The organism is Streptomyces sp. NPDC048650, assembly GCF_043199095.1.
Taxonomy (GTDB): domain Bacteria; phylum Actinomycetota; class Actinomycetes; order Streptomycetales; family Streptomycetaceae; genus Streptomyces.
The window spans coordinates 158,352-178,760 of the sequence record NZ_JBICVM010000014.1 but is presented as its reverse complement, the minus strand read 5'-3'; the positions used below and the strand labels follow the sequence as shown (position 1 = coordinate 178,760).

14 protein-coding genes are annotated in these 20,409 nt (G+C 71.2%); 4 read left to right on the top strand and 10 right to left on the bottom strand.

The features are described 5' to 3' along the window. Positions 1-13: 13 nt before the first annotated feature. From ACGFML_RS31230 to ACGFML_RS31220, 3 genes are all read right to left on the bottom strand, one after another. Positions 14-1,774: a BCCT family transporter gene (locus ACGFML_RS31230; RefSeq protein WP_393549004.1), complete on the bottom strand. Its 1,761-nt coding sequence runs from the start codon at positions 1,772-1,774 to the stop codon at positions 14-16. Between the two features lie 83 nt (positions 1,775-1,857). Then, the gene (locus tag ACGFML_RS31225; protein WP_393548980.1) at positions 1,858-3,243 is read right to left on the bottom strand and encodes a M14 family zinc carboxypeptidase; all 1,386 of its coding nucleotides are present in this window, start codon (positions 3,241-3,243) and stop codon (positions 1,858-1,860) included. A gap of 71 nt (positions 3,244-3,314) precedes the next feature. Continuing rightward, positions 3,315-5,240: a Xaa-Pro dipeptidyl-peptidase gene (locus tag ACGFML_RS31220; protein ID WP_393549003.1), complete on the bottom strand. Its 1,926-nt coding sequence runs from the start codon at positions 5,238-5,240 to the stop codon at positions 3,315-3,317. A 211-nt stretch (positions 5,241-5,451) separates the two neighbouring features. Between ACGFML_RS31220 and ACGFML_RS31215 the strand changes: the two genes are divergently transcribed. Together ACGFML_RS31215 and sph are read left to right on the top strand one after the other, a co-directional pair. After that, on the top strand, positions 5,452-6,948 hold the full coding sequence (locus tag ACGFML_RS31215; protein WP_393548979.1) for a M1 family metallopeptidase: 1,497 nt from the start codon (positions 5,452-5,454) through the stop codon (positions 6,946-6,948). 170 nt (positions 6,949-7,118) lie between these two features. Further along, positions 7,119-8,093, top strand: coding sequence for a sphingomyelin phosphodiesterase (sph, locus tag ACGFML_RS31210; protein WP_393548978.1), 975 nt, complete (start codon positions 7,119-7,121; stop codon positions 8,091-8,093). A 30-nt stretch (positions 8,094-8,123) separates the two neighbouring features. Here sph and ACGFML_RS31205 read toward each other — a convergent pair whose 3' ends face one another. Together ACGFML_RS31205 and ACGFML_RS31200 are read right to left on the bottom strand one after the other, a co-directional pair. Next, positions 8,124-8,606: a macro domain-containing protein gene (locus tag ACGFML_RS31205; RefSeq protein ID WP_393548977.1), complete on the bottom strand. Its 483-nt coding sequence runs from the start codon at positions 8,604-8,606 to the stop codon at positions 8,124-8,126. 238 nt (positions 8,607-8,844) lie between these two features. Next, positions 8,845-9,726: a MerR family transcriptional regulator gene (locus ACGFML_RS31200; RefSeq protein ID WP_393548976.1), complete on the bottom strand. Its 882-nt coding sequence runs from the start codon at positions 9,724-9,726 to the stop codon at positions 8,845-8,847. A 184-nt stretch (positions 9,727-9,910) separates the two neighbouring features. Between ACGFML_RS31200 and ACGFML_RS31195 the strand changes: the two genes are divergently transcribed. Beyond that, positions 9,911-11,431: an alpha/beta hydrolase gene (locus ACGFML_RS31195; protein ID WP_393548975.1), complete on the top strand. Its 1,521-nt coding sequence runs from the start codon at positions 9,911-9,913 to the stop codon at positions 11,429-11,431. Between the two features lie 94 nt (positions 11,432-11,525). Here the strand turns inward: ACGFML_RS31195 and ACGFML_RS31190 are convergent, their stop codons facing one another. Continuing rightward, positions 11,526-12,986 (bottom strand): amino acid permease, encoded by a 1,461-nt coding sequence (locus ACGFML_RS31190; RefSeq protein WP_393548974.1) that lies wholly within the window; start codon positions 12,984-12,986, stop codon positions 11,526-11,528. Between the two features lie 527 nt (positions 12,987-13,513). Between ACGFML_RS31190 and ACGFML_RS31185 the strand changes: the two genes are divergently transcribed. After that, a complete protein-coding gene (locus tag ACGFML_RS31185; RefSeq protein ID WP_393548973.1) occupies positions 13,514-14,278 on the top strand; it encodes a MerR family transcriptional regulator in 765 nt (254 codons plus the stop codon). Between the two features lie 68 nt (positions 14,279-14,346). On the opposite strand, the gene ACGFML_RS31180 is transcribed toward ACGFML_RS31185, so the two are convergent. The 4 genes from ACGFML_RS31180 to ACGFML_RS31165 all read right to left on the bottom strand — a co-directional run bounded on the left by ACGFML_RS31180 (position 14,347) and on the right by ACGFML_RS31165 (position 20,229). Next, complete coding sequence (locus ACGFML_RS31180; RefSeq protein WP_393548972.1) at positions 14,347-16,551, bottom strand: 3-hydroxyacyl-CoA dehydrogenase NAD-binding domain-containing protein; 2,205 nt, start codon at positions 16,549-16,551, stop codon at positions 14,347-14,349. 33 nt (positions 16,552-16,584) lie between these two features. Beyond that, on the bottom strand, positions 16,585-17,799 hold the full coding sequence (locus ACGFML_RS31175; RefSeq protein WP_393548971.1) for an acetyl-CoA C-acetyltransferase: 1,215 nt from the start codon (positions 17,797-17,799) through the stop codon (positions 16,585-16,587). 59 nt (positions 17,800-17,858) lie between these two features. Further along, a complete protein-coding gene (locus tag ACGFML_RS31170) occupies positions 17,859-19,001 on the bottom strand; it encodes an acyl-CoA dehydrogenase family protein (RefSeq protein WP_393549002.1) in 1,143 nt (380 codons plus the stop codon). 70 nt (positions 19,002-19,071) lie between these two features. Continuing rightward, complete coding sequence (locus tag ACGFML_RS31165; RefSeq protein ID WP_393548970.1) at positions 19,072-20,229, bottom strand: CaiB/BaiF CoA transferase family protein; 1,158 nt, start codon at positions 20,227-20,229, stop codon at positions 19,072-19,074. Positions 20,230-20,409 lie beyond the last annotated feature (180 nt).

The window sequence follows — 20,409 nt, the reverse complement described above, 5'->3', positions numbered from 1 at the left end:
GCCCTCCGCACACTCACCGCTCCGTCGTCCGGGAGCCGGCGTCCCCGGAGCCGGCATCACCGGGTCCGGCGTCGGCAGGAACGGCGTCGGCGAGGACCGCGGCCGCTTCCCCGGTCCCTTCGCCGTTCCCTCCGCCGCTGCCCGGCCCGATCCGGATCTCGAAGTCGCCGTCGTACTGCTCGTGGCCCGCGATGACGGCCATCTCGACGGCCTCCTCGCCCCGTTGTCCCCGCACGATCAGCGGGTCGCTGCGCAGATCCCGCAGCAGGGCCCAGCACATGGCGATCATCACGACCATGAACGGCACCGCAACCAGGATCGTCAGATTCTGCAATCCGGTCAGGGCGTCGCCCGAACCACCGCCGATCAACAGCATGACCGCGGCGACCGCGCCGGTCACCACGCCCCAGAACACCACCACGAAGCGGGACGGTTCGAAGGTTCCCTTCTGCGAGAGGGTGCCCATGACGATGGAGGCGGCGTCGGCACCGGAGACGAAGAAGATGCCGACCAGGACCATCACCAGGATGCTGGTGAGGGTCGCGACCGGGTACTGGTGCAGCACGTCGAAGAGCTGGCCCTCGGAGGTCGTCGCGCCGTTGAGCTGCTTTCCGCTCTGCAGCTTCATCGCCGAACCGCCGAAGATCGCGAACCAGACCAGGCTGACCACGCTCGGCACGAGGATGACGCCGCCGATGAACTGGCGGATGGTCCGGCCCCGGCTGATGCGGGCGATGAACATGCCCACGAAGGGCGTCCAGGAGATCCACCACGCCCAGTAGAAGACGGTCCAGCTGCGCAGCCAGTCGCCCACGTGGCTGCCGCTGCTGGCCTCCGTACGGCCCGCCAGCTGCGGGAGCTCGCCGAGGAACGAAGCGATGGAGGTCGGCACCAGGTTGAGGATCAGGATGGTCGGTCCGACGACGAACACGAAGACGGCCAGGATCAGCGCCAGCACCATGTTGATGTTGGACAGCATCTGGACGCCCTTGGCGATGCCGGAGACCGCGGACAGGATGAAGGCGATGGTCAGCACGGTGATGATGACGACCAGCAGGGTCGTGCTCACGCTGTCCATCCAGCCGAGGACCTTGATGCCGCTGCCGATCTGCAGGGCGCCGAGGCCGAGCGAGGCCGCGGAGCCGAAGAGGGTGGCGAAGATGGCCAGGATGTCGATGACCCGGCCGCCCCAGCCGTTGGCCCGCCGCTCACCGATGAGAGGGGTGAACACCGCGCTTATCGTCTGCCGCCTCCCCCGCCGGAAGCAGCTGTAAGCGATGGCCAGACCCACGACGGCGTAGATGGCCCAGGGATGCAGCGTCCAGTGGAACAGCGTGGTGGCCAGCGCCGTGTCCATCGCCTGCGCGGCGTCCTTGGGGGCGGTCCCCGGCGGCGGCTTGATGAAGTGCCCCAGCGGCTCGCTGACGCCGTAGAACATCAGGCCGATGCCCATGCCGGCGCTGAACATCATCGCGACCCACGAGACCGTGCGGAACTCCGGCTCCTCCCCCTCCTTGCCGAGGGTGATCCGGCCGTACTTGCTCACCGCCAGCCAGATGGCGAATATGACGAAGCCGGAGGCGGCCAGGACGAAGGCCCAGCCGCCGTTGTCGATGACCCAGTTCAGCATCGACGTCGAGACGTTCTTGAGCGATTCGGTGGATCCCGCTCCCCAGGCGATGAACGCCAGGGTGAGCAGCGCGGTGACGCCGAAGACCACCCGGTCGGTCTGTGGAGGCGCCGTCTGCTGCGGATCGTCGGGCAGCTCCACCACCGGCGGCGGGCCACCTCCCTCTCCGTCCCCGTTCTTCTTGAGTGTGTCCGACACTGTTGACCTTTCAATTGGCCATATTTTCCTTACGTGTTACCCCCTATCACATCGCGGCAGTACCGCACCGGCGTCGCGACCGTAAGGTGATAACTGGCCCGTCGGTCCAGCAGCAGCGGGACGAGCGGGCGCAGCGGCTGACGCAGCGGCACGACGGCGCCGCCGGCGGCATCCCGCCGCCATGTCACCCCGTGCAGTGCCAGCACCTTCCTGACCTGCGCGAACCGGGTGGCGTCGAGGCGGTATGCGCAGGGTGGATCGGCCAGGATCTGGTCGTCGGTGGGGGGTTCGTTGTCCGCGCCGCCGAGGAGGACGGGGCCGCGGTCGGCGTATCCGGCGAGGCGTGCGGTGGCGGTGGCCGCTTCGATGCGTCCGCGGTGGACGTCCAGGAAGGTGAACGCCCCCTTGAGGGCCGCCAGTTGGGTGTTCACGCGGCGCCTTCGGGTGAACGCGGGGTCGGCCGTCCCGGCGTCGGCGAGCGCGGTGGGGCGGGAGTCCCCCCGGCCGGAGGCCGCGGGAGCGGCGATGCGGGTCTCGACGAGCAGGCCGACCGATCCCTTCACGCCCGCCGTATTGCGGAGGATCCGCTCCTGGCCGTCGCCCGCGACCTGTTTGACGGGGTCCCCCGTTTCCGGGTCGGTCCAGATGCCGTAGACGCCGGTGGTGAAGCCCGCTTCGTGGACGGCTGGTTCGACGAAGTCCCGGGACAGCGCCCTCGACTCGCGGTGCACCGCGTCCGCGGTGTTGAGGTTGCGCGGCCACAAGGACAGCAGGTCCTTCTGGTAGTACGGGGCGGTGGGATCGTATTCGTGCAGGTCGTAGATGGTGTCGGGGCGGTAGTCGCGGATCGCCGCGGCCATCGCGCGGGCCTCGGCGGTCGCCAGGGCGAGGTGGTCGCGGTTGATGTCCGTGCCGTCGGCATTGCCGCGGGTGTCCGCCGCCCGGCCGTCGGGGTTGGCGGTCGGTACGACCAGCACGCTGGTGCGCGCCAGAAAACGCAGGATCGCCGGGTCACTGGTGTAGGCGAGGTCGCGGATGGTGGTCAGGCACGCCTCGCGCCCGGAGGGTTCGTCGCCGTGCTGCGAGCAGACGAGGAGGACGGAGTTGCCGCGGCGGACGTCCCGGGGGCGCTCGGGGGCCGGGGCGCCGATGCGCACCAGCCGCATGGGGCGGCCCTGCCGGGTGGCACCGATGCGGTCGATCCGTACCCGCGGCGTGGCGCGGTCGACGGCGGCGAGGAAGTCCCGCTCCTCGGGCCCGCTGGTCCACCGTGCGCCGTGGCTGGTCTCGAAGCCGGTACGGGGGACGTGCGGTGCGGCCGCGCCGGCGGGGGGCGCCGGCAGGGTCGCGCCGAGCGTGGACAGCAGGCCGGCGGCCAGCGCACCGAGGGCCAGGCAGCGGGAGCGGAGTCTCACGAGGGGGCCTCCCTTGGGCCGAGGACGTGGGGGGGTGGGGCCGCCCCTCGGGGGGGGCGGCCCCTGCCTGGTCATCCCGCGGACGGCCGGCGGCTGATCGAGCGCGGCGGGGCGACGCCGTCCAGCGGCGCATCCGCCCCCGCCGCCTGCGGCGCGGCACCCGCGGTGGCCCGGGCGAGCGCGGGCGCACCGCCGACGAGCGGCAGTCGGGCGGAGGTGCGGGCCAGGTCGAGGGTCAGCTTCGGCCTGGTGGACGGCGGGTCGATCAGGCCCGCGTCGGTCCCGGCGACGATCAGCGCCAGGCGGTGTCCGGCCGGCACGATGTGGTCGCTCGCGGCCAGGTCCAGGGTGATCGTGTACGGCGTACCCGGCGTGAGCGGGCGGCCCCGGTGGGCGTCCGCGTAGTTGCCGAGGTCGGCCCAGCCGCGGCTGAAGACGGTGTACCCGACCTTCCGGGTGTCGGCGGCGGTCTCCTTGAAGCACCCGGTGTCGCCCTTGGTTCCGGCGCCCCAACAGGTCTGCCGCGCAAGGGTGGTGATGCCCTCGCCGTCGGCCCCGTAGTCACGGATGGTGTCCGGGCCGAGATCGACCAGGACGGCGGACAGGTGCGCGGTCGAGGTGCTCGGGGTGGCGGTGACGGTCACCTTCCCGGACCCGGACAGCCGCAGGGGTGCCTTCAGCGGCGCCGTACGGAACCCGGCCTTGTCCGGCGTCGGACGGTCGATGCCCGCCGCCCAGTCGGCCTCGCTCAGCTTCGGGTCGTCGGTGAACACCGCGGTGGCGCCCTGCGGGGCGGGCGCGCCGCCCAGGACGCCGACGCCGGGCGTGGCACCGTTGCGGGGCCGCAGGGTGGTGGCCGCCGTGCCGGGCGCTGGCCACCGCGCGTCGGTGGACCACGTGCCGGGTGTCCGCTCGACGTCCGCCATCGGGGCGCGCTCGATGCCGTTGTCGTAACCCATCAGATAGTGGTCGAACCACCGGTGGAGCGTTTTGACCCACGCTCCGCGGCGGTAGTCGAAGGGGTCCACATGCCCGGTCTGGGACAGCCACACCTTGCGTTCGACGCCGTGCGCGGCGAGCGCGTCCCACCAGCGGCCGGCGTGCCGGGTACGGACGTTGAGGTCCTGCATCCCGTGCACCATGAGGACGCTGGCGCGGACCCTGCCCGCGTTGCGGACGTAGTCCCGCTCGGTCCACAGCCCGGTCCAGTCGCCGGTCCGCGGCGCGCCCTCGACCAGCTTCCGCTGTACGGCGGCGCAGCGCTTCTGCGCTTCGGGGCTCTCGACGGCCGTCGCCAGCGCGTCGGGGCCGGAGTCGTAGAGCGGGGCCCCCTTGGCGAAGTAGTAGTCGTACCAGGAGGAGATGCCGGCGATCGGGACGATGGTCTTGAGGTTCTCGACCCCGGTGGCCGCGACGCCGTTGGCGATGGTGGCGTCCCAGCTCTTGCCGATCATGCCGGTTCTGCCGTTGGACCAGCCGGCGTCGACGCGCGTGCCTCCCGTACGGGCGGAGTAGGCCCGCCCCCTGCCGTCCAGCCAGTCGACCACCGCCTTCGCCGAGCCGATGTCGGAGCGTCCGCCGATGTCGATGCAGCCGTCGGAGCGGTTGGTGCCCGCCAGGTCGACGAGGACCGTCGCATAGCCGCGCGGCACGAAGTAGTTGTCGTAGAACAGCGGGAACTGGACCGGCCGGCCCTGGTCGTCGTAGGTCTTCTTCTGGCTCTCGTTACCGCGTCCGCAACAGGAGTAGTAGGGACTGGCATCCATGATCACCGGTATCCGGCGGCCCTGCCGGGCGGGCTCGGACGGGCGCACGATGTCGACGGCGACCCGGTCGGTCCTGCCGTCCCCGTCGCCGTCGAGCCGGGTGTCCACCCATACCGATTCACGGATGGCGTGGTCGTAGGAGTACACGGGCGTGCTCTCGCCGGGCGCGGAGGTCGCGTCCGCACCGCCCGGCGCGATGAGCACGGAGAGCAGGGCGACGGTGGCCGCCATTACGAGCGCCGTCCAGGGGATGCGGGGTATCCGCGCACGTATCGTCACGGGCGGACGGTAGCGCGGTCGAACTCCCGTACAGAAGAGGGCCGCAGAGGTCCGTGAAAGCGAGATGTCGGTCATGTGTCAGATAAGGCCATGGACATGACTACGGCCCCGATGAATACATAGGCTCCCAAGAGATCGACCTCCCCTACGAGTTGGAGTACTCGTGCGTCACAGACTTATCGTCCCGGGTGCGGCCGTACTCAGCCTGCTGCTGGCGATCCCGGCATCCGCGGCCGACTTCCGGCCCGGGGCTCCGGGAGTGGGCGACACCTACTACCCCGAGAGCGGGAACGGCGGCTACGACGTCTCCCACTACGACCTGCGGCTCAAGTACCAGCCGAAGACGGACCTGCTGGAGGGCACGGCGACGCTGCTCGCCAAGACCACCCAGGACCTCTCCCGCTTCAACCTGGACTTCGGCCTCAAGGTCGACGAGATCCGGGTCAACGGCAAGAAGGCGGCCTTCGCCACGTCCGGCAAGCACGAGCTGGAGGTCACCCCGGCTTCGCCCCTGGAGAAGGGCAAGCAGATCAGCGTCGTGGTGCGCTACGCGGGCAAGCCCTCCGACCTGAAGATAGACGGCTTCACCGCCTGGGCCCGTACGCCGGACGGCGGCGTGGTGGCGCAGGAGCCGGACTCCGCCGTGTGGTGGTTCCCCAGCAACGACCATCCCACCGACAAGGCGACCTACGACGTGTCGGTGTCCGTCCCGGACGGGACCCAGGCGCTCAGCAACGGCGTGCTGGCCTCGCAGTCCTCCAAGCTCGGCTGGACACGCTACAACTGGCGGTCGGACAAGCCTCAGGCGACGTATCTGACGACGCTGGCCGTCGGCAAGTTCGACATCACCACCGACACGACCGCGAACGGCCTGCCGGTGATCAACGCCGTCAGCAAGGACCTCGGCGCGAACGAGGGCTCGGCGAAGGCGAGCATCGAGCGGACCACCGAGATCACCGAGTGGCTGGAGAGCGTCTTCGGGCCGTACCCGTTCAACGCGGTGGGCGGCTATGTGCCCAATGTGCCGGCGGGATACGCCCTGGAGACCCAGACCCGCCCGTTCTACGGCAAGAAGGCCTTCGACCGCGGTACCAACGTCTCCGTCGTGGTGCACGAGCTGGCGCACCAGTGGTACGGCGACAGCGTCTCGCTCAAGGACTGGAAGGACATCTGGGTCAACGAGGGCTTCGCCGCCTACAGCCAGTGGCTGTGGTCGGAGAAGGAGGGCGAGGGCACCGCGCAGGAGCTGGCGGACTACGTCTACGCCCAGCACCCGGCCGACGACCCGTTCTGGAAGGTCAAGCCGGGTAACCCGGGCGCGGAGAACCAGTTCGACGACGCGGTCTACGACCGGGGCGCCCTCGCCCTCCAGGCGCTCCGCAACAAGCTCGGCGACAAGGTCTTCTTCGGCCTCCTCAAGTCCTGGCCGACGGAGCACCGGTACGGCAACGCCTCGGTGGCCGACTTCGTGGCGTTCGCCGAGAAGAAGTCCGGCAAGAAGCTGGGCGACTTCTTCGACACCTGGCTGTTCCAGCCCGCCAAGCCGGCGGCGAGCGCCGCCAAGCGGGCGTTCGGCACGGCACGGGGACCGCTCGCACAGCCCAGGTCGTGGAAGCAGATCGCGGCCACGCACCATGTGCACGGGGTGCACGGACACTGATCCGGCGGGAGTCGGGGCCCCGGCCCCGGCTCCCCTCCGGCGCCGGAGCCGTCCGCGCCCTCCGGTTCCGTTCCCCTCCATCTCCTACCTCCCGGGTGGTTACCTAGAAGTAACCCCAGCTGGTTGGATGAGCGTCGCCGGATCACGCCCCCACCCCACAGGGAGTTCCCGTGTCGCACTCAGCGCTGCGCGTCTGCCGGACCGCCGCGACCGCCGCAGCCCTGGCAGCCGTCACCCTCACCGCCGTGTCCCCGACGGCGTCGGCCGCCACCACCCCCCACCTGAAGGTGCTCACCTACAACGCCTTCCTCATGAGCCAGAACCTCTATCCCAACTGGGGCCAGGACCACCGCGCGCAGGCGATTCCGGCTGCCGACTTCTTCCAGGGCAACGACGTCGTCATCCTCCAAGAGGCCTTCGACAACTCCTCCTCCGACGCCCTGAAGTCCCATGCCGCGGCGCAGTATCCGCACCAGACGCCCGTCGTGGGCCGCACCAAGGACGGCTGGGACGCCACGGGCGGCGCCTACTCCGCCGTCACCCCCGAGGACGGCGGGGTGACGCTGCTGAGCAAGTGGCCGATCCTGCACAAGGAGCAGTACGTCTATCAGGACGCCTGCGGTTCGGACTCCTACTCCAACAAGGGCTTCGTCTACGCGGTGTTGGACGTCAACGGCACCAAGGTGCATGTCGTCGGCACACACACGCAGTCCACCGATTCGGGCTGCAAGGCGGGCGAGGCGGTCGCCGACCGTGCCCGCCAGCTCAAGGAGATCGACGCCTTCCTCGACGCCAAGCACATCCCGGCGGACGAAGAGGTCATGCTCGCCGGCGACCTGAACATCGACTCGCACGGCGAGGAGTACAACGCGCTGCTCGCCAACGCCGATCTGGCGCCCGCCGACAGCCGCACGGGCCACCCGTACTCCTTCGACACCCAGGAGAACTCGATAGCGAAGGACCGCTACCCGGACGACCCGCGCGAGGACCTGGACTATGTCCTGTACCGCAACGGCCACGCCCGGCCGACGGGCTGGCACAACACGGTGATCAAGGAGGAGTCGGCGCCCTGGACGGTCTCCAGCTGGGGCAAGAAGTACACCTACACCAACCTCTCCGATCACTATCCGCTGCTCGGCGGCTGACCGCCGGGGCCGCGGCCTGCCGCTGCCTCCTCAGTGGTCGTAGACCGTGACGGGTATGCCCTGCCGGGTGAGCCGCTCCGCTACCAGCGGCTCCACCCGGGGCCACCGTCCGCCCGCCAGCCCGCAGCCGATCCGCGGCATATGGACCGACGCCCCGAGCTCCAGGGCCCTGACCGCCACCCGGCCCAGCCCCGCGTCGATGGCGTCGTACCGCACCGGAACGCCCTTGCTGCCCGTCCGGATCCCGCGCTGCCCCACGATGTTGGCCACCCAGAGCCACTCCCCGACCCTGACGAACTGGACCGCCCCGAGCCCGAAGTCGTTCCCCGCCCGATCGCGGTGCCATGCGCGGTAGGCGGCCTCCGGCTCCGGCCAGCGACGGGAGAGCGCCAGCACGAAGCCCTTTCCCCAGCCGCCGAGGTCGTTGCAGACATGCGCGATGATCTTGACGCCCTTGCTCTGCGGCGCGGTGGCGTCCCCCTTGACGTACGAGATCCCCGTGTTCTCAGTCATGCCACAACGCTAAGGCCGACCACTGACAATCCGCCGGGGAGGCACGGCCCTCCGCCCCGGCCGCCGCCCGGACCGACTGCCGGCGCCGGGCAACGGCGCAGGTATCCCGATACCGATAGCAGAAGTCCCCGGCTGAACGGGGGAGATCAGCCGGGGACTGACAAGCGTGTGCCCCCACACACCACGCGGAAACGTCCTCGTCCCTCGAGCGGCGCGCCGACGCTCGGAACCCGGTGGTCTACGCCGCTCCGGCGTTGTCCCGCTCCAGTGCCGCGCGCAGCCAGTCGTCCGCGGAGCCGGGGGTCGGCTCCGGCCGCCCGCCCGGCGGCGTCATCACCACGGCCGTCAGCTCCCAGTACCGGTCCAGGCGCGGCTCGGCCGCGAGCCGCGCGGCCAGCATGCGGCGGAACTCCCGGACGTCCCGGCTGCCGTACGCGCTCGCGTACGCCGCCACGTAGGCGTCCAGCGCCTCGCCCGGGTACGGATCCCTTGCCCGGCGCAGCTGCGGGCCCGCGAGCTCGTACGCCTCGGCGAGGCCCGCGTACAGTGCGGCCGCCCCGCGGGCCCCGGCCACTCGGTGCACGTCCGGCTGGGGCTGCCGGCCGACCAGGCAGGGAGCCGTGGTCATCTCGTGCAGCTGGGCGAAAGCGAGCACCTGCGCCGGGCCCGGCTCGTCGGGCGGCTGCGGAACGGCCACCTCCAAAAACGCCGATGTCCCCCGGGCCGGCATCCGCGGCGGCAGCCAGGCACGCCAGAACCGGGCCAGCGGCGCCGTGCTCGGCGGGACGCTCACCGCGCCGATCAGCCGCAGCCGGTCTGCCTGCTCCGCGGGCGGGCACTCCCGCACCAGTTGCAGCGCCGCCTCCCGCCAGCGCAACGCCTTGAGCTCACCGCCCAGCTCGCGCAGGCGGCGCGCGACGGCGTCCTCCAGCACACGACCCGCCGCGTCCTCGTCCTCAAGGACCCGGCGCACCTCGGGCAGCGGCAGTTCGAGGGCTCGCAGGGAGCGGATCAGCCGCAGCCGCTCCAGCGCCTCGGGGCCGTAGCGGCGGTGCCCGCCGCCGCTGCGTGCCGCCTCGGGCAGCAGACTCCGGTCCGAGTAGAAACGGACGGCCTTCACCGTGACACCCGCGCGCTCGGCGAGCTCGCCGATGCTCCAGACACCCTCGTGCGACGACAGTTGAACCTCCCTCAGGGGGAGGTCCTACGGTACCGGCACCCGCGGGCCGGGGCGTACGCCCCGGCCCGCGGACCACGGCGTACGCGACCGGCGTGACGTCATGTGACGGACCCGAGGAGGGGCCATGACCGTGTTCATCATGGTGGCCGGCGTGTTCACCGGCGCCCAGGTGTGGCAGGAGACGACCGCGCTGCTGGCCGCGGCGGGCGGCGAGGTGCACGCCGTGCCGCTCACCGGAGTCGATGCGGCCCGCCCCGCGGCGTCGGCCCGCATCGATCTGGAGACGCACATCGCGGACGTGATCGCCGTGATCGACGCGGTGGGCGCGGGGTCCGACCGGGAGATCGTGCTCGTCGGCCACGACTACGGCATCCATCCGGTGCTCGGCGCCGCCGACCGGCGGCCACAGCGCGTCGCCCGCGTCGTGTACCTGGACTGCGGGATGCCCCAAAACGGCGTGCCGGCCCTGGCCGCCGTGCCGGACCAGGCCCTGCGCGCGCAGCTGGCCGATCGGGCCCAACAGGGCGAAAAAGACGGTGAGTTGGCGCCACCGGCCCGTGACGAGTGGCAGCGCTGGGGCAGTACCGCCGGCGTCTGCGGCGCGGCACTGGATCGGCTCACCGCCCTTGCCGCGCCACAGCCGCTGGGCACCCTGTTCCAGCCGCTGCGGCTGACCGGAGCGGCTGCCGCGGTGCCCACCACCGGGGTGCTGTGCACCCTCAACGGCGTGAGCGTCGACCTGGTGCAACGGCTCGTCGACCTCGGCGACCCCGCGCTGGCGGCCCTGACCGACCCTCAGGTCACCTTCTTCGAACTGCCCACCGGCCACTGGCCGATGCTGTCCTGCGCCGCCGCGCTGGCGGACGTCCTGCTGCGGGCTGCGGCCGGTGAGGGGCGCCGCCTACGACCGGTCGGCGCCGGCGGGACGCCCGCCCACCTGCGCCCGTTCCCGCTGGACGTGCCCGAGCTGCCCAGGGATCGCAGGGGTCGAGTCGACCTGTACGTCCCCGACGCCGAGGGCCCGCGACCGGCCGTGGTCTTCGTGCACGGCGGCCCGGTGCCCGCCGGGGCCCGGCCGACCCCGCGCGACTGGCCGACCCTGGTGGGGTACGCCCGTCTGGCGGCCGCCGAGGGCATGGTCGGCGTGACCCTCGACCACCGGCTGCACGACGTCGCCGACTACGAGTGCGCCGCCGCGGACGTCGCCGGCGCGGTGGAACTGGCGCGGGCCGATCCCCGGGTGGACGCGGACCGGGTCGCCCTGTGGTTCTTCTCCGGTGGCGGCCTGCTCACCGCGGACTGGCTGACGCGGCCCCCGGCCTGGTTGCGCTGCCTGGCCGCCTCCTATCCGATCCTGGCACCACTGCCCAACTGGGGGCTGGCCGGCAGCCGGTTCCACCCGGTTCGGGCGGTCGCGCACACGGGTGCCCTGCCCGTCGTCCTCCTCCGTGCGGGGCGCGAGACACCCGAGATCGCGGCCACCGTGGAGGCGTTCGTGACCGCGGCCGAGGGCTGTGGGGCGCACCTGGAACTGGTCGACGTCCCGAACGGCCACCACGGCTTCGAGACCCTCGACCCGCCCGAGGAGACTCTCCCGGCCCTGCGCCACGCAATGCGTTCGGTGGTGACCCACCTGACCGGCTGACCCCGGCGGGGCCCCGCACGGCGAGGGGCGGCGGCGGAAGCCCTCGGGCCTCCGCCGCCGCCCCTCGAACCCTCGGGCGTGCTGCCGCTGTGCGTTACTTCGACAGTTCGCGTTCCTTGGCGATCCGGGCCACCCGGCCGCGCACCCCGAACCAGCCGGCGACCAGGGCCACGGCCAGGACCGGGATCAGCATCACGGTCTGCCGTCCGACGCCGTCGTCGAACCACATCAGCACGATGACGCCGAGCAGGAAGACGATGGTGGCGATGTCGGTGACCGGCGTGCCGGGCAGCCGGAAGCGCGGCCGCCGAAGGAGGCCCTGCTTCGTGCGGCGCACGAACGCCATGTGGCAGACCATGATCACGCACCAGGTGGAGATGACGCCGAGCGCCGCGATGTTGATCACGATCTCGAACGCCTGGTCCGGCATGACGTAGTTCAGTGCCACACCCAGCACGCATACCGCGGAGGTGAGCATGATGCCGCCGTACGGCACCTGGTTGCGGTTCATCAGGCCCGCGAACCGGGGCGCCGAGCCGGCCATCGACATCGAGCGCAGAATGCGGCCGGTGGAGTAGAGGCCGGAGTTCAGGCTGGACATCGCCGCCGTCAGCACCACGAGGTTCATCACGTCGCCCGCCGCCGGCACGCCGACGTTGGACAGCACCGTCACGAAGGGGCTCTGGTCGCCGGTGAACTTGTTCCACGGCATCAGCAGTGCGAGCAGCACCACCGAGCCGACGTAGAAGACGCCGACCCGCCACATGATGGAGTTGACGGCCCTCGGCACGACCTTCTCGGGCTCGCTGGTCTCGCCCGCGGTGACGCCCACCAGCTCGACGGCGGAGTAGGCGAAGACGACGCCTTGGAGCACGATCACGACCGGGAGCAGACCGGTCGGGAAGATCCCGCCGTTGTCGGTGATCAGATCGAGGCCCGGTGTGTGCCCGCCGACGGGGTGCTGGGTGGCCAGCAGGAAGATGCCGATGAACATGAAGAGGACCAGCGCCGCGACCTTGATGATCGCGAACCAGAACTCCAGCTCACCGAAGATCTTCACCGAGATCAGGTTGACCGTGAGCACGACCGCCAGCGCGATCAGCGCCATCACCCACTGCGGAACACTGGTGAACATGCTCCAGTAGTGGGTGTAGAGGGCGATGGCCGTGATGTCGGCGATACCGGTCGTCGACCAGTTGACGACGTACATCCAGCCGGCGACGTAGGCGCCCTTCTCCCCCAGGAATTCCCGGGCGTAGGAGACGAACGAGCCGGAGGACGGGCGGTGCAGCACCAGCTCGCCGAGGGCGCGTACGACGAAGAAGGCGAAGAGGCCGCAGACCGCGTAGGCGACGGCCAGTGCGGGGCCGGCGGAGTGCAGTCGGCCACCGGCGCCGAGGAACAGGCCGGTACCGATCGCCCCACCGATCGCGATCATGTTGACGTGGCGGCCCTTGAGCCCCTTGCTGTAGCCCGCGTCGCCCGCATCCTGCTGTGCGCCGCTTCCCCCGTCCGGTGTTTCATTGGCCGCGTCTGTGACGGTTTCGGTGCTCACTGCTGGTGCATCTCGCTTTCAGGCAGGGGCTTGAGCCGGGACCGGCCCCACGGATCGCGCGGGTCGGCCGACGGCACACCTTCCCTGAAGACCGCTCCCTCGTCTGTGCGCAAGATCACATGGCGTGAAAACTCTGTAGGATGTGACGGATTTTTCCCGAATCGTGGGGTCCCGGAGCTTCCCGGGCGGGGGCGGTGCGACGGTTTCCGGCCTTCCTCCGTCGCACCACCGCGAAAAGCGCTTGACCTGCCCCGTTCGGATCGGATGCGCATGCACGGGCCGCGCCCGGCCGTCCGCCCCTTCCCGGTCGGCCGGGCGCTCCGACGGATTCCGTGGCCGCCCCCGGGCATCGGCCGCCACGGTTCGGCGGGAGCAGTCTCGGGGCGGCCGTCGGGTCGCGGCCGGTTCGACGGGCACCGGGGCCGGGGCCGGGCGGCGGGGCCGGGTGCGGGACCGCGCCGTCACGAAAGGGGGCGGACGCGTCAAGGAGGTTTCACAGTAGTGGTGAGACAGCAATACTGTTGAACATGATGGAGTCCGCCACCGCCCTCACGGTCGACGAACTGGCCGCCCGCGCCGGCGTCACGGTCCGCACCATCCGCTTCTACAGCACCCGCGGACTGCTGCCGCCGCCCGAGATCGGCCCGCGCCGGGTCGGCCACTACGGGCCGGACCATCTCTCCCGGCTCGCGCTGATCGAGGAGCTCCAGCATCAGGGCCTGACCCTGTCCGCGATCGAGCGCTATCTGGCACAGCTGCCGCCCGACCTGAGCGCCCAGGACCTGGCCCTCCACCGGGCGCTGGTGGCGAGCTGGGTCCCGGACAAGGCGGAGGACGCGACCCGGGACCAGCTGGAGCGACGGGTCGGCCGGGAGCTCACCGAGGAGGACCTGGACCGGCTGGCCGCCATGAGCGTGCTGGTGCGGACCGACGACCCACGGGTCTTCCGGGTCGACCCGGGCCTACTGCATCTGGGCACCCGGCTGCTGGACGTCCCGATCGCGCTGGAGACGATCCTGGCGGCGCGCACCGTCGTCATCGAGCACACCCGCTCGGCGGCGCGCGAGCTGAGCCGCCTCTTCAAGGACGAGGTGTGGGAGCCCTACCGGGACGGCGGGCCGGACGCGGCGGACCTGGCGCGGATGAAGTCGCTCTCCGCCCATATGCAGCCGATGGTGGTCCAGGCCCTGGTCACCGCCTTCCAGCGGTCGATGAAGCAGGAGCTGCGGGAGTGGTTCGGCGCGGAGGGCGGCGACGCCCGGCCCGCCGGGGCCGGGGAGCGCGAGGGGTGACGCTCCGGCGGCGCTCCGGCGGGAGACGCTCCGGCGTTCCCACCGGAGTGTCTCCCGACCGGCGCAGGTCAGTCGCTGAATTTCTCGCCCCGCTGAGCCTTCTCCACCAGCAGCGCCGACGGCGTGAACCGCTCGCCGTACGCCGTCGCCAGCTCGCGGGCGCGCGCCACGAAGCCGGGCAGGCCGACGAGTTCCTCGCGCCCTGACCCGCCCTGGTATCCGTTGATGTACTGCATCACGCCGCCCGTCCAGCCGGGGAAGCCGATGCCGAAGATGGAGCCGATGTTGGCGTCGGCGACCGAGGTCAGGACCCCTTCCTCGAAGCAGCGGACGGTGTCCAGCGCCTCGGAGAACAGCATCCGCTCCTGCATGTCGACGAACGGGATGGCCGCGTTCTCCTTGGTGAAGTGCTCCCGCAGCCCCGGCCACAGGCCGGTCCGCCTGCCGTCCTCGCCGTAGTCGTAGAAGCCCGCGCCGCCGCTGCGGCCGGGCCGCTCGAACTCGTCCACCATGCGGTCGATGACGGCGTCCGCCGGGTGCGGCTGCCAGGTGCCGCCGGCCTCCTCCACCGCCCGCCTGGTCTCGTTGCGGATCTTGCGCGGCAGGGTGAGCGTCAGCTCGTCCATCAGGGACAGCACCTTGGCCGGGTAGCCGGCCTGGGCGGCGGCCTGTTCGACGGAGGCAGGGTCGAGGCCCTCGCCGATCATCGCGACGCCTTCGTTGATGAAGTGGCCGATGACGCGCGAGGTGAAGAAGCCCCGCGAGTCGTTGACGACGATCGGGGTCTTCTTGATCTGCCGCACCAGGTCGAAGGCGCGGGCCAGCGCCTCCTCGCCGGTTCGCTCACCCTTGATGATCTCCACCAGCGGCATCTTGTCGACCGGCGAGAAGAAGTGCAGACCGATGAAGTCCCGGTCGCGCTCGACGCCGTCGGCCAGCAGCGAGATGGGCAGCGTCGAGGTGTTGGAGCACAGCAGCGCGTCCGGGGCGACGACGTGCTCGATCTCCTTGAACACCTTGTGCTTCAGCGCGACGTCCTCGAAGACGGCCTCGATGACGGCGTCGCAGCCGGCGAGGGCCTGCGGGTCGGCGGTGGGCGTGATCCGGGCCAGCAGTTCGTCGCGCTCGGCCTCGGTCGTGCGGCCCCGCGACAGGGCCTTGGCGAGCAGCCCCTCGGAGTACGCCTTGCCCTTCTCGGCCGCCTCGAGGGTGACGTCCTTGAGGACCACCTGCATGCCGGCCCGGGCACAGGAGTAGGCGATGCCCGCGCCCATCATGCCGGCGCCGAGGACCGCGACCTTCTCGACCGTGCGGGGCTCGACGTCCTTGGGCCGGTTGGCGCCGGAGTTGACCGCCTGGAGGTCGAAGAAGAACGCCTGGATCATGTTCTTGGAGATCTGGCCGGTCACCAGCTCGACGAAGTACCGCGCCTCGATGGTCTGGGCGGTCTCGAAGTCGACCTGGGAGCCTTCGACGGCCGCGGCGAGGATGTTGCGCGGGGCCGGGTAGGGCGCGCCGTTGACCTGCTTCTTGAGGTTGGCGGGGAACGCCGGGAGGTTGGCCGCGAACTTCGGGTGGGCGGGGGTGCCGCCCGGGATGCGGTAGCCCTTGACGTCCCAGGGCTGCTGGGACTCGGGGTGCTCGTCGACGAAGGCGCGGGCCTTGGCGAGCAGTTCCTCGGGGGTGGCCGCGACGTCGTGGATCAGGCCGTTGTCCCGGGCGCGGGTGGCGTTGTACTGGGTGCCCTGGAGCAGCACCTTCAGCAGCGCGTCGGTGATGCCGAGGAGGCGGACCGTACGGGTGACGCCGCCGCCCGCGGGCAGCAGGCCGAGGGTGACCTCGGGCAGACCGATCTTGGTGGCGGGGGTGTCGAGGGCGATGCGGTGGTGGCAGGCCAGCGCGATCTCGTAACCGCCGCCCAGCGCCGCGCCGTTGATGGCGGCGACGACCGGCTTGCCGAGGGTCTCGATGCGGCGCAGGTCGCGCTTGATGCCGTTGCCCGCCTCGAACGCCTGCTGGGCGTGGTCGGGGGTCACCGCGATCAGGTCGCGCAGGTCGCCGCCGGCGAAGAAGGTCTTCTTGGCGGAGGTGAAGATGACGCCCCGGACGGTGTCCTTCTCGGCCTCCAGGCGGTCGGCGACCGCCGTGAGGGATGCCTTGAAGGCGTTGTTCATGGTGTTGGCGGACTGGTCGGGATCGTCCAGGACCAGGGTGACGACGCCGGTGTCGTCCTGCTCCCAGCGGATGGTCGACGCTGCGGTGGGCTGGCTCACTGTGGCTTCTCCGTAAGGGGGTGGGGCGGGCGGTCAGAGGCGCTCGACGACGGTGGCGATACCCATACCGCCGCCGACGCACAGGGTGGCCAGGCCGTAGCGCTTGTCCTGCCGCTCCAGCTCGTCGACGAGGGTGCCGAGGATCATCGCGCCGGTCGCGCCGAGCGGGTGGCCCAGGGCGATGGCGCCGCCGTTGACGTTGACCTTGTCCAGGCTCAGGCCCATGTCCTTGACGAAGCGCAGCACGACCGCGGCGAAGGCTTCGTTGATCTCGACGAGGTCGATGTCGTCGATGGTCAGTCCGGCCTTGGCCAGCGCCTTGCGACTGGCGGGCGCGGGGCCGGTGAGCATGATCGTCGGCTCGGAGCCGGAGACCGCCGCGGAGACGATGCGGGCGCGCGGGGTGAGGCCGTAGCGCTCGCCGACCTCCTTGGAGCCGATGGCGACGAGTGCCGCGCCGTCCACGATGCCGGAGGAGTTGCCCGCGTGGTGGACGTGATCGATCTTCTCGACCCAGTGGTACTTCTGCAGCGCGACGGCGTCGAAGCCGCCCGCGTCGCCGATGGCGGCGAAGGAGGGCTTGAGGCCGGCCAGGGAGTCGGCGGTGGTGCCCGGGCGCATGTGCTCGTCGTGGTCGAGGACGAGCAGGCCGCTGCGGTCGCGTACGGGGACGACGGACCGCTCGAAGCGGCCGTCCTTCCAGGCCGCGGCGGCCCGCTCCTGGGAGAGCGCGGCGAACTCGTCGACATCGCGCCGGGAGTAGCCCTCGACGGTGGCGATGAGGTCGGCGCCGATGCCCTGCGGGACGAAGCCGGTCTCGAAGTTGGTCATCGGGTCGGCGAACCAGGCGCCGCCGTCGGAGGCCATCGGGACCCGCGACATCGACTCGACGCCGCCCGCGAGCACCAGGTCCTCCCAGCCCGAACGGACCTTGGCGGCAGCCATGTTGACCGCTTCGAGGCCGGAGGCACAGAAGCGGTTCTCCTGGACGCCGGCGACGGTGTCCGGCAGCCCGGCGGCGATCGCCGCGATGCGGGCGATGTCCGAACCCTGGTCGCCGACCGGGCCGACGACGCCGAGCACGATGTCGTCGATGGCGGCCGGGTCGAGGCCGGGGAAGCGACTGCGTACTTCGTGGATCAGGCCGACGACCAGGTCGATCGGCTTGGTGCCGTGCAGTGCGCCATTGGCCTTGCCGCGGCCGCGCGGGGTGCGGATCGCGTCGTACACGTACGCTTCGGTACTCAAGTCAACAAGCCTTTCGCATGAGGGTGGGGCGGGGCGGCGGGACCGGGGCCGGTCCGGGGTCAGCCGAGCAGAGAGCGCCCGATGATCTCCTTCATGATCTCGGTCGTGCCGCCGTAGATCGTCTGGATGCGGCCGTCGGTGAATGCCTTCGCGACGCGGTATTCGCTCATGTAGCCGTAGCCGCCGTGGAGCTGGAGGCAGCGGTCGGCGACGCGCTTTTGCAGTTCGGTTGCCCACCACTTGGCCATCGAGGCGTGCACCGCGTCGAGTCGGCCGTCCGAGTGGTCGGCGATGCAGCGGTCCAGGAAGGCGCGGGTGACGGCGCACTCGGTGGCCATCTCGGCTATCTCGAAGCGGATGTGCTGGAGCTTGGCCAGCGGCCGGCCGAAGGCCTCGCGCTCCTTGACGTACTGGCTGGTGATCTCCAGCAGGTGTTCGGCGGCGGCGATCCCGGCGACGGCGATGCCCATCCGCTCCTGCGCGAGATGGGTCATCAGATGGAGGAACGCGCCGTTCGGCTCGCCGAGCAGATTCTCCTTCGGCACCCGGACGTCGTGGAAGAACAGCTCGGCGGTGTCCTGCGCCTTCTGGCCGATCTTGTCGAGGTTGCGGCCGCGCTCGAAGCCCGCCATGCCCCGCTCGACGACCAGCAGGCTCAGGCCGTGCGCCCCGCCCTCGGGGGTGGTCTTCGCGACGACGATGACGAGGTCGGCGAGGATGCCGTTGGAGATGAAGGTCTTGGAGCCGTTGAGGACCCAGTGGTCGCCGGCGTCCTCGGCGCTGGTCCGGATGCCCTGGAGGTCGGAGCCCGCTCCGGGCTCGGTCATCGCGATGGCGGTGATGATCTCACCGCTGCAGAAGCCGGGCAGCCAGCGGCGCTTCTGCTCCTCGGTGCCGAGCGTGGTCAGATACGGGCCGATGATGTCGTTGTGCAGCCCGACGGCGAGCCCGGCGGCCCCGGCCCGGGTGAACTCCTCGGCCAGTACGGCGCTGTAGCGGAAGTCGCTCTCCCCGCCGCCGCCGTACTCCTCGGGCACCGCCGGCCCCAGCAGCCCCTGCCGGCCGGCCGCCAGCCAGGCGTCCCGGCTGACGATGCCGTCCTTCTCCCACTGCTCGTAGTGCGGTGTCACCTCCTTGGCCAGGAAGGTGCGTACCGTCCGGCGGAAGGCTTCGTGTTCCTCGGTGAAGATCTGGCGCTGCATCTGCGCGGTCATTCGGCGGGCCCTCCTCGGAGCCAGTTCTTGACGGTCTCGATCGGCTCGGCGCGTCCCCTCAGCGCTCCCCGTCCTGGGGCTCGGCCCGGGCCTTCGCGGCGGCGAGAGCCGGGAGCCGCCAGTCGCGGGCGATGTCCGCGGTGTCCGCGCCGGGCTGCGCGGGCGGTCTGCGCACCGTGCCAGGGGTGTGGGAGAACCGCGGCGCGGGCGCCGGCTGGGTGATCCCGCCGTGGTCGACGAAGGTGCCGCGGGCGGCGAGGTGAGGGTGCTCCGGGGCCTCGCGCAGGGAGAGCACGGGTGCCACGCAGGCGTCGGACTTCTCGAAGACGGCGGTCCATTCCTCGCGCGTGCGGGTCTTGAAACGGGCCGCGATGGCGGTGCGCAGCGCACCCCAGCCCGCCAGGTCGTCCCGGCCGGGCACCTCCTCCCCGAGGCCCAGCAGGCGCACGAACTCGGCGTAGAAGCGCTTCTCCAGCGCGCCCACGGCCATGTGGCCGCCGTCCGCGGTCTCGTACGTGCCGTAGAACGGCGTGCCGCCGTCGAGCAGATTCGCCCCGCGCCGGTCCTGCCAGCCGCCGGCCGCCAGCATGCCGTGGATCATCGCCGTCAGATGGGCCGTGCCGTCGACGATCGCGGCGTCCACCACCTGGCCCCGGCCGCCCTCGGTGCGGGCGTGCTGGAGGGCGGCGAGCACGCCGATGACGAGATAGAGGGAGCCGCCGGCGTAGTCCCCCAGCAGGTTGGCGGGGACGGCGGGCGGGCCGTCGGGCGGGCCGATCATGCCGAGGGCGCCGGTGATGGCGATGTAGCCGATGTCGTGGCCCGCGGTGTCGGCCAGCGGCCCCTGCTGCCCCCAGCCGGTCATCCGCCCGTACACCAGCCGGGGGTTACGGGCCAGGCACTGCTCGGGGCCGACGCCCAGGCGCTCGGCCACACCGGGGCGGTACCCCTCGACCAGCACATCGGCGCGCTCGGCCAGGTCGAGCACCCGCGCCACGCCGTCCGGGTCCTTGAGGTCCAGCAGCACCGAGCGTTTGTTGCGGTTGGTGACGTCGTACGCCGGGTCGACGCCCAGTCCGGCGCCGCCGGGCCGGTCGACGCGGATCACGTCGGCGCCGAGGTCGGCCAGCAGCATGGCCGCGAACGGCCCGGGGCCGATACCCGCGAGCTCGACCACCCGCACTCCGCTCAGCGGGCCGTTACCTGACTCTGCCATCGCGCCCCCTGCTCCTCCGCCGCGCCTGAAGTCACTGTGACACTTCTGATGTAACACCCGCGATGTTAAGAACGTGTTCCACTTTCCACAAGCCCCACGGGCCAAGTGCCGACCACCGGAAAGGCCCGTGGCGGCGATGCTCGATCGTCATCGCCGCCACGGGCCGTCGCGCGTCCACTA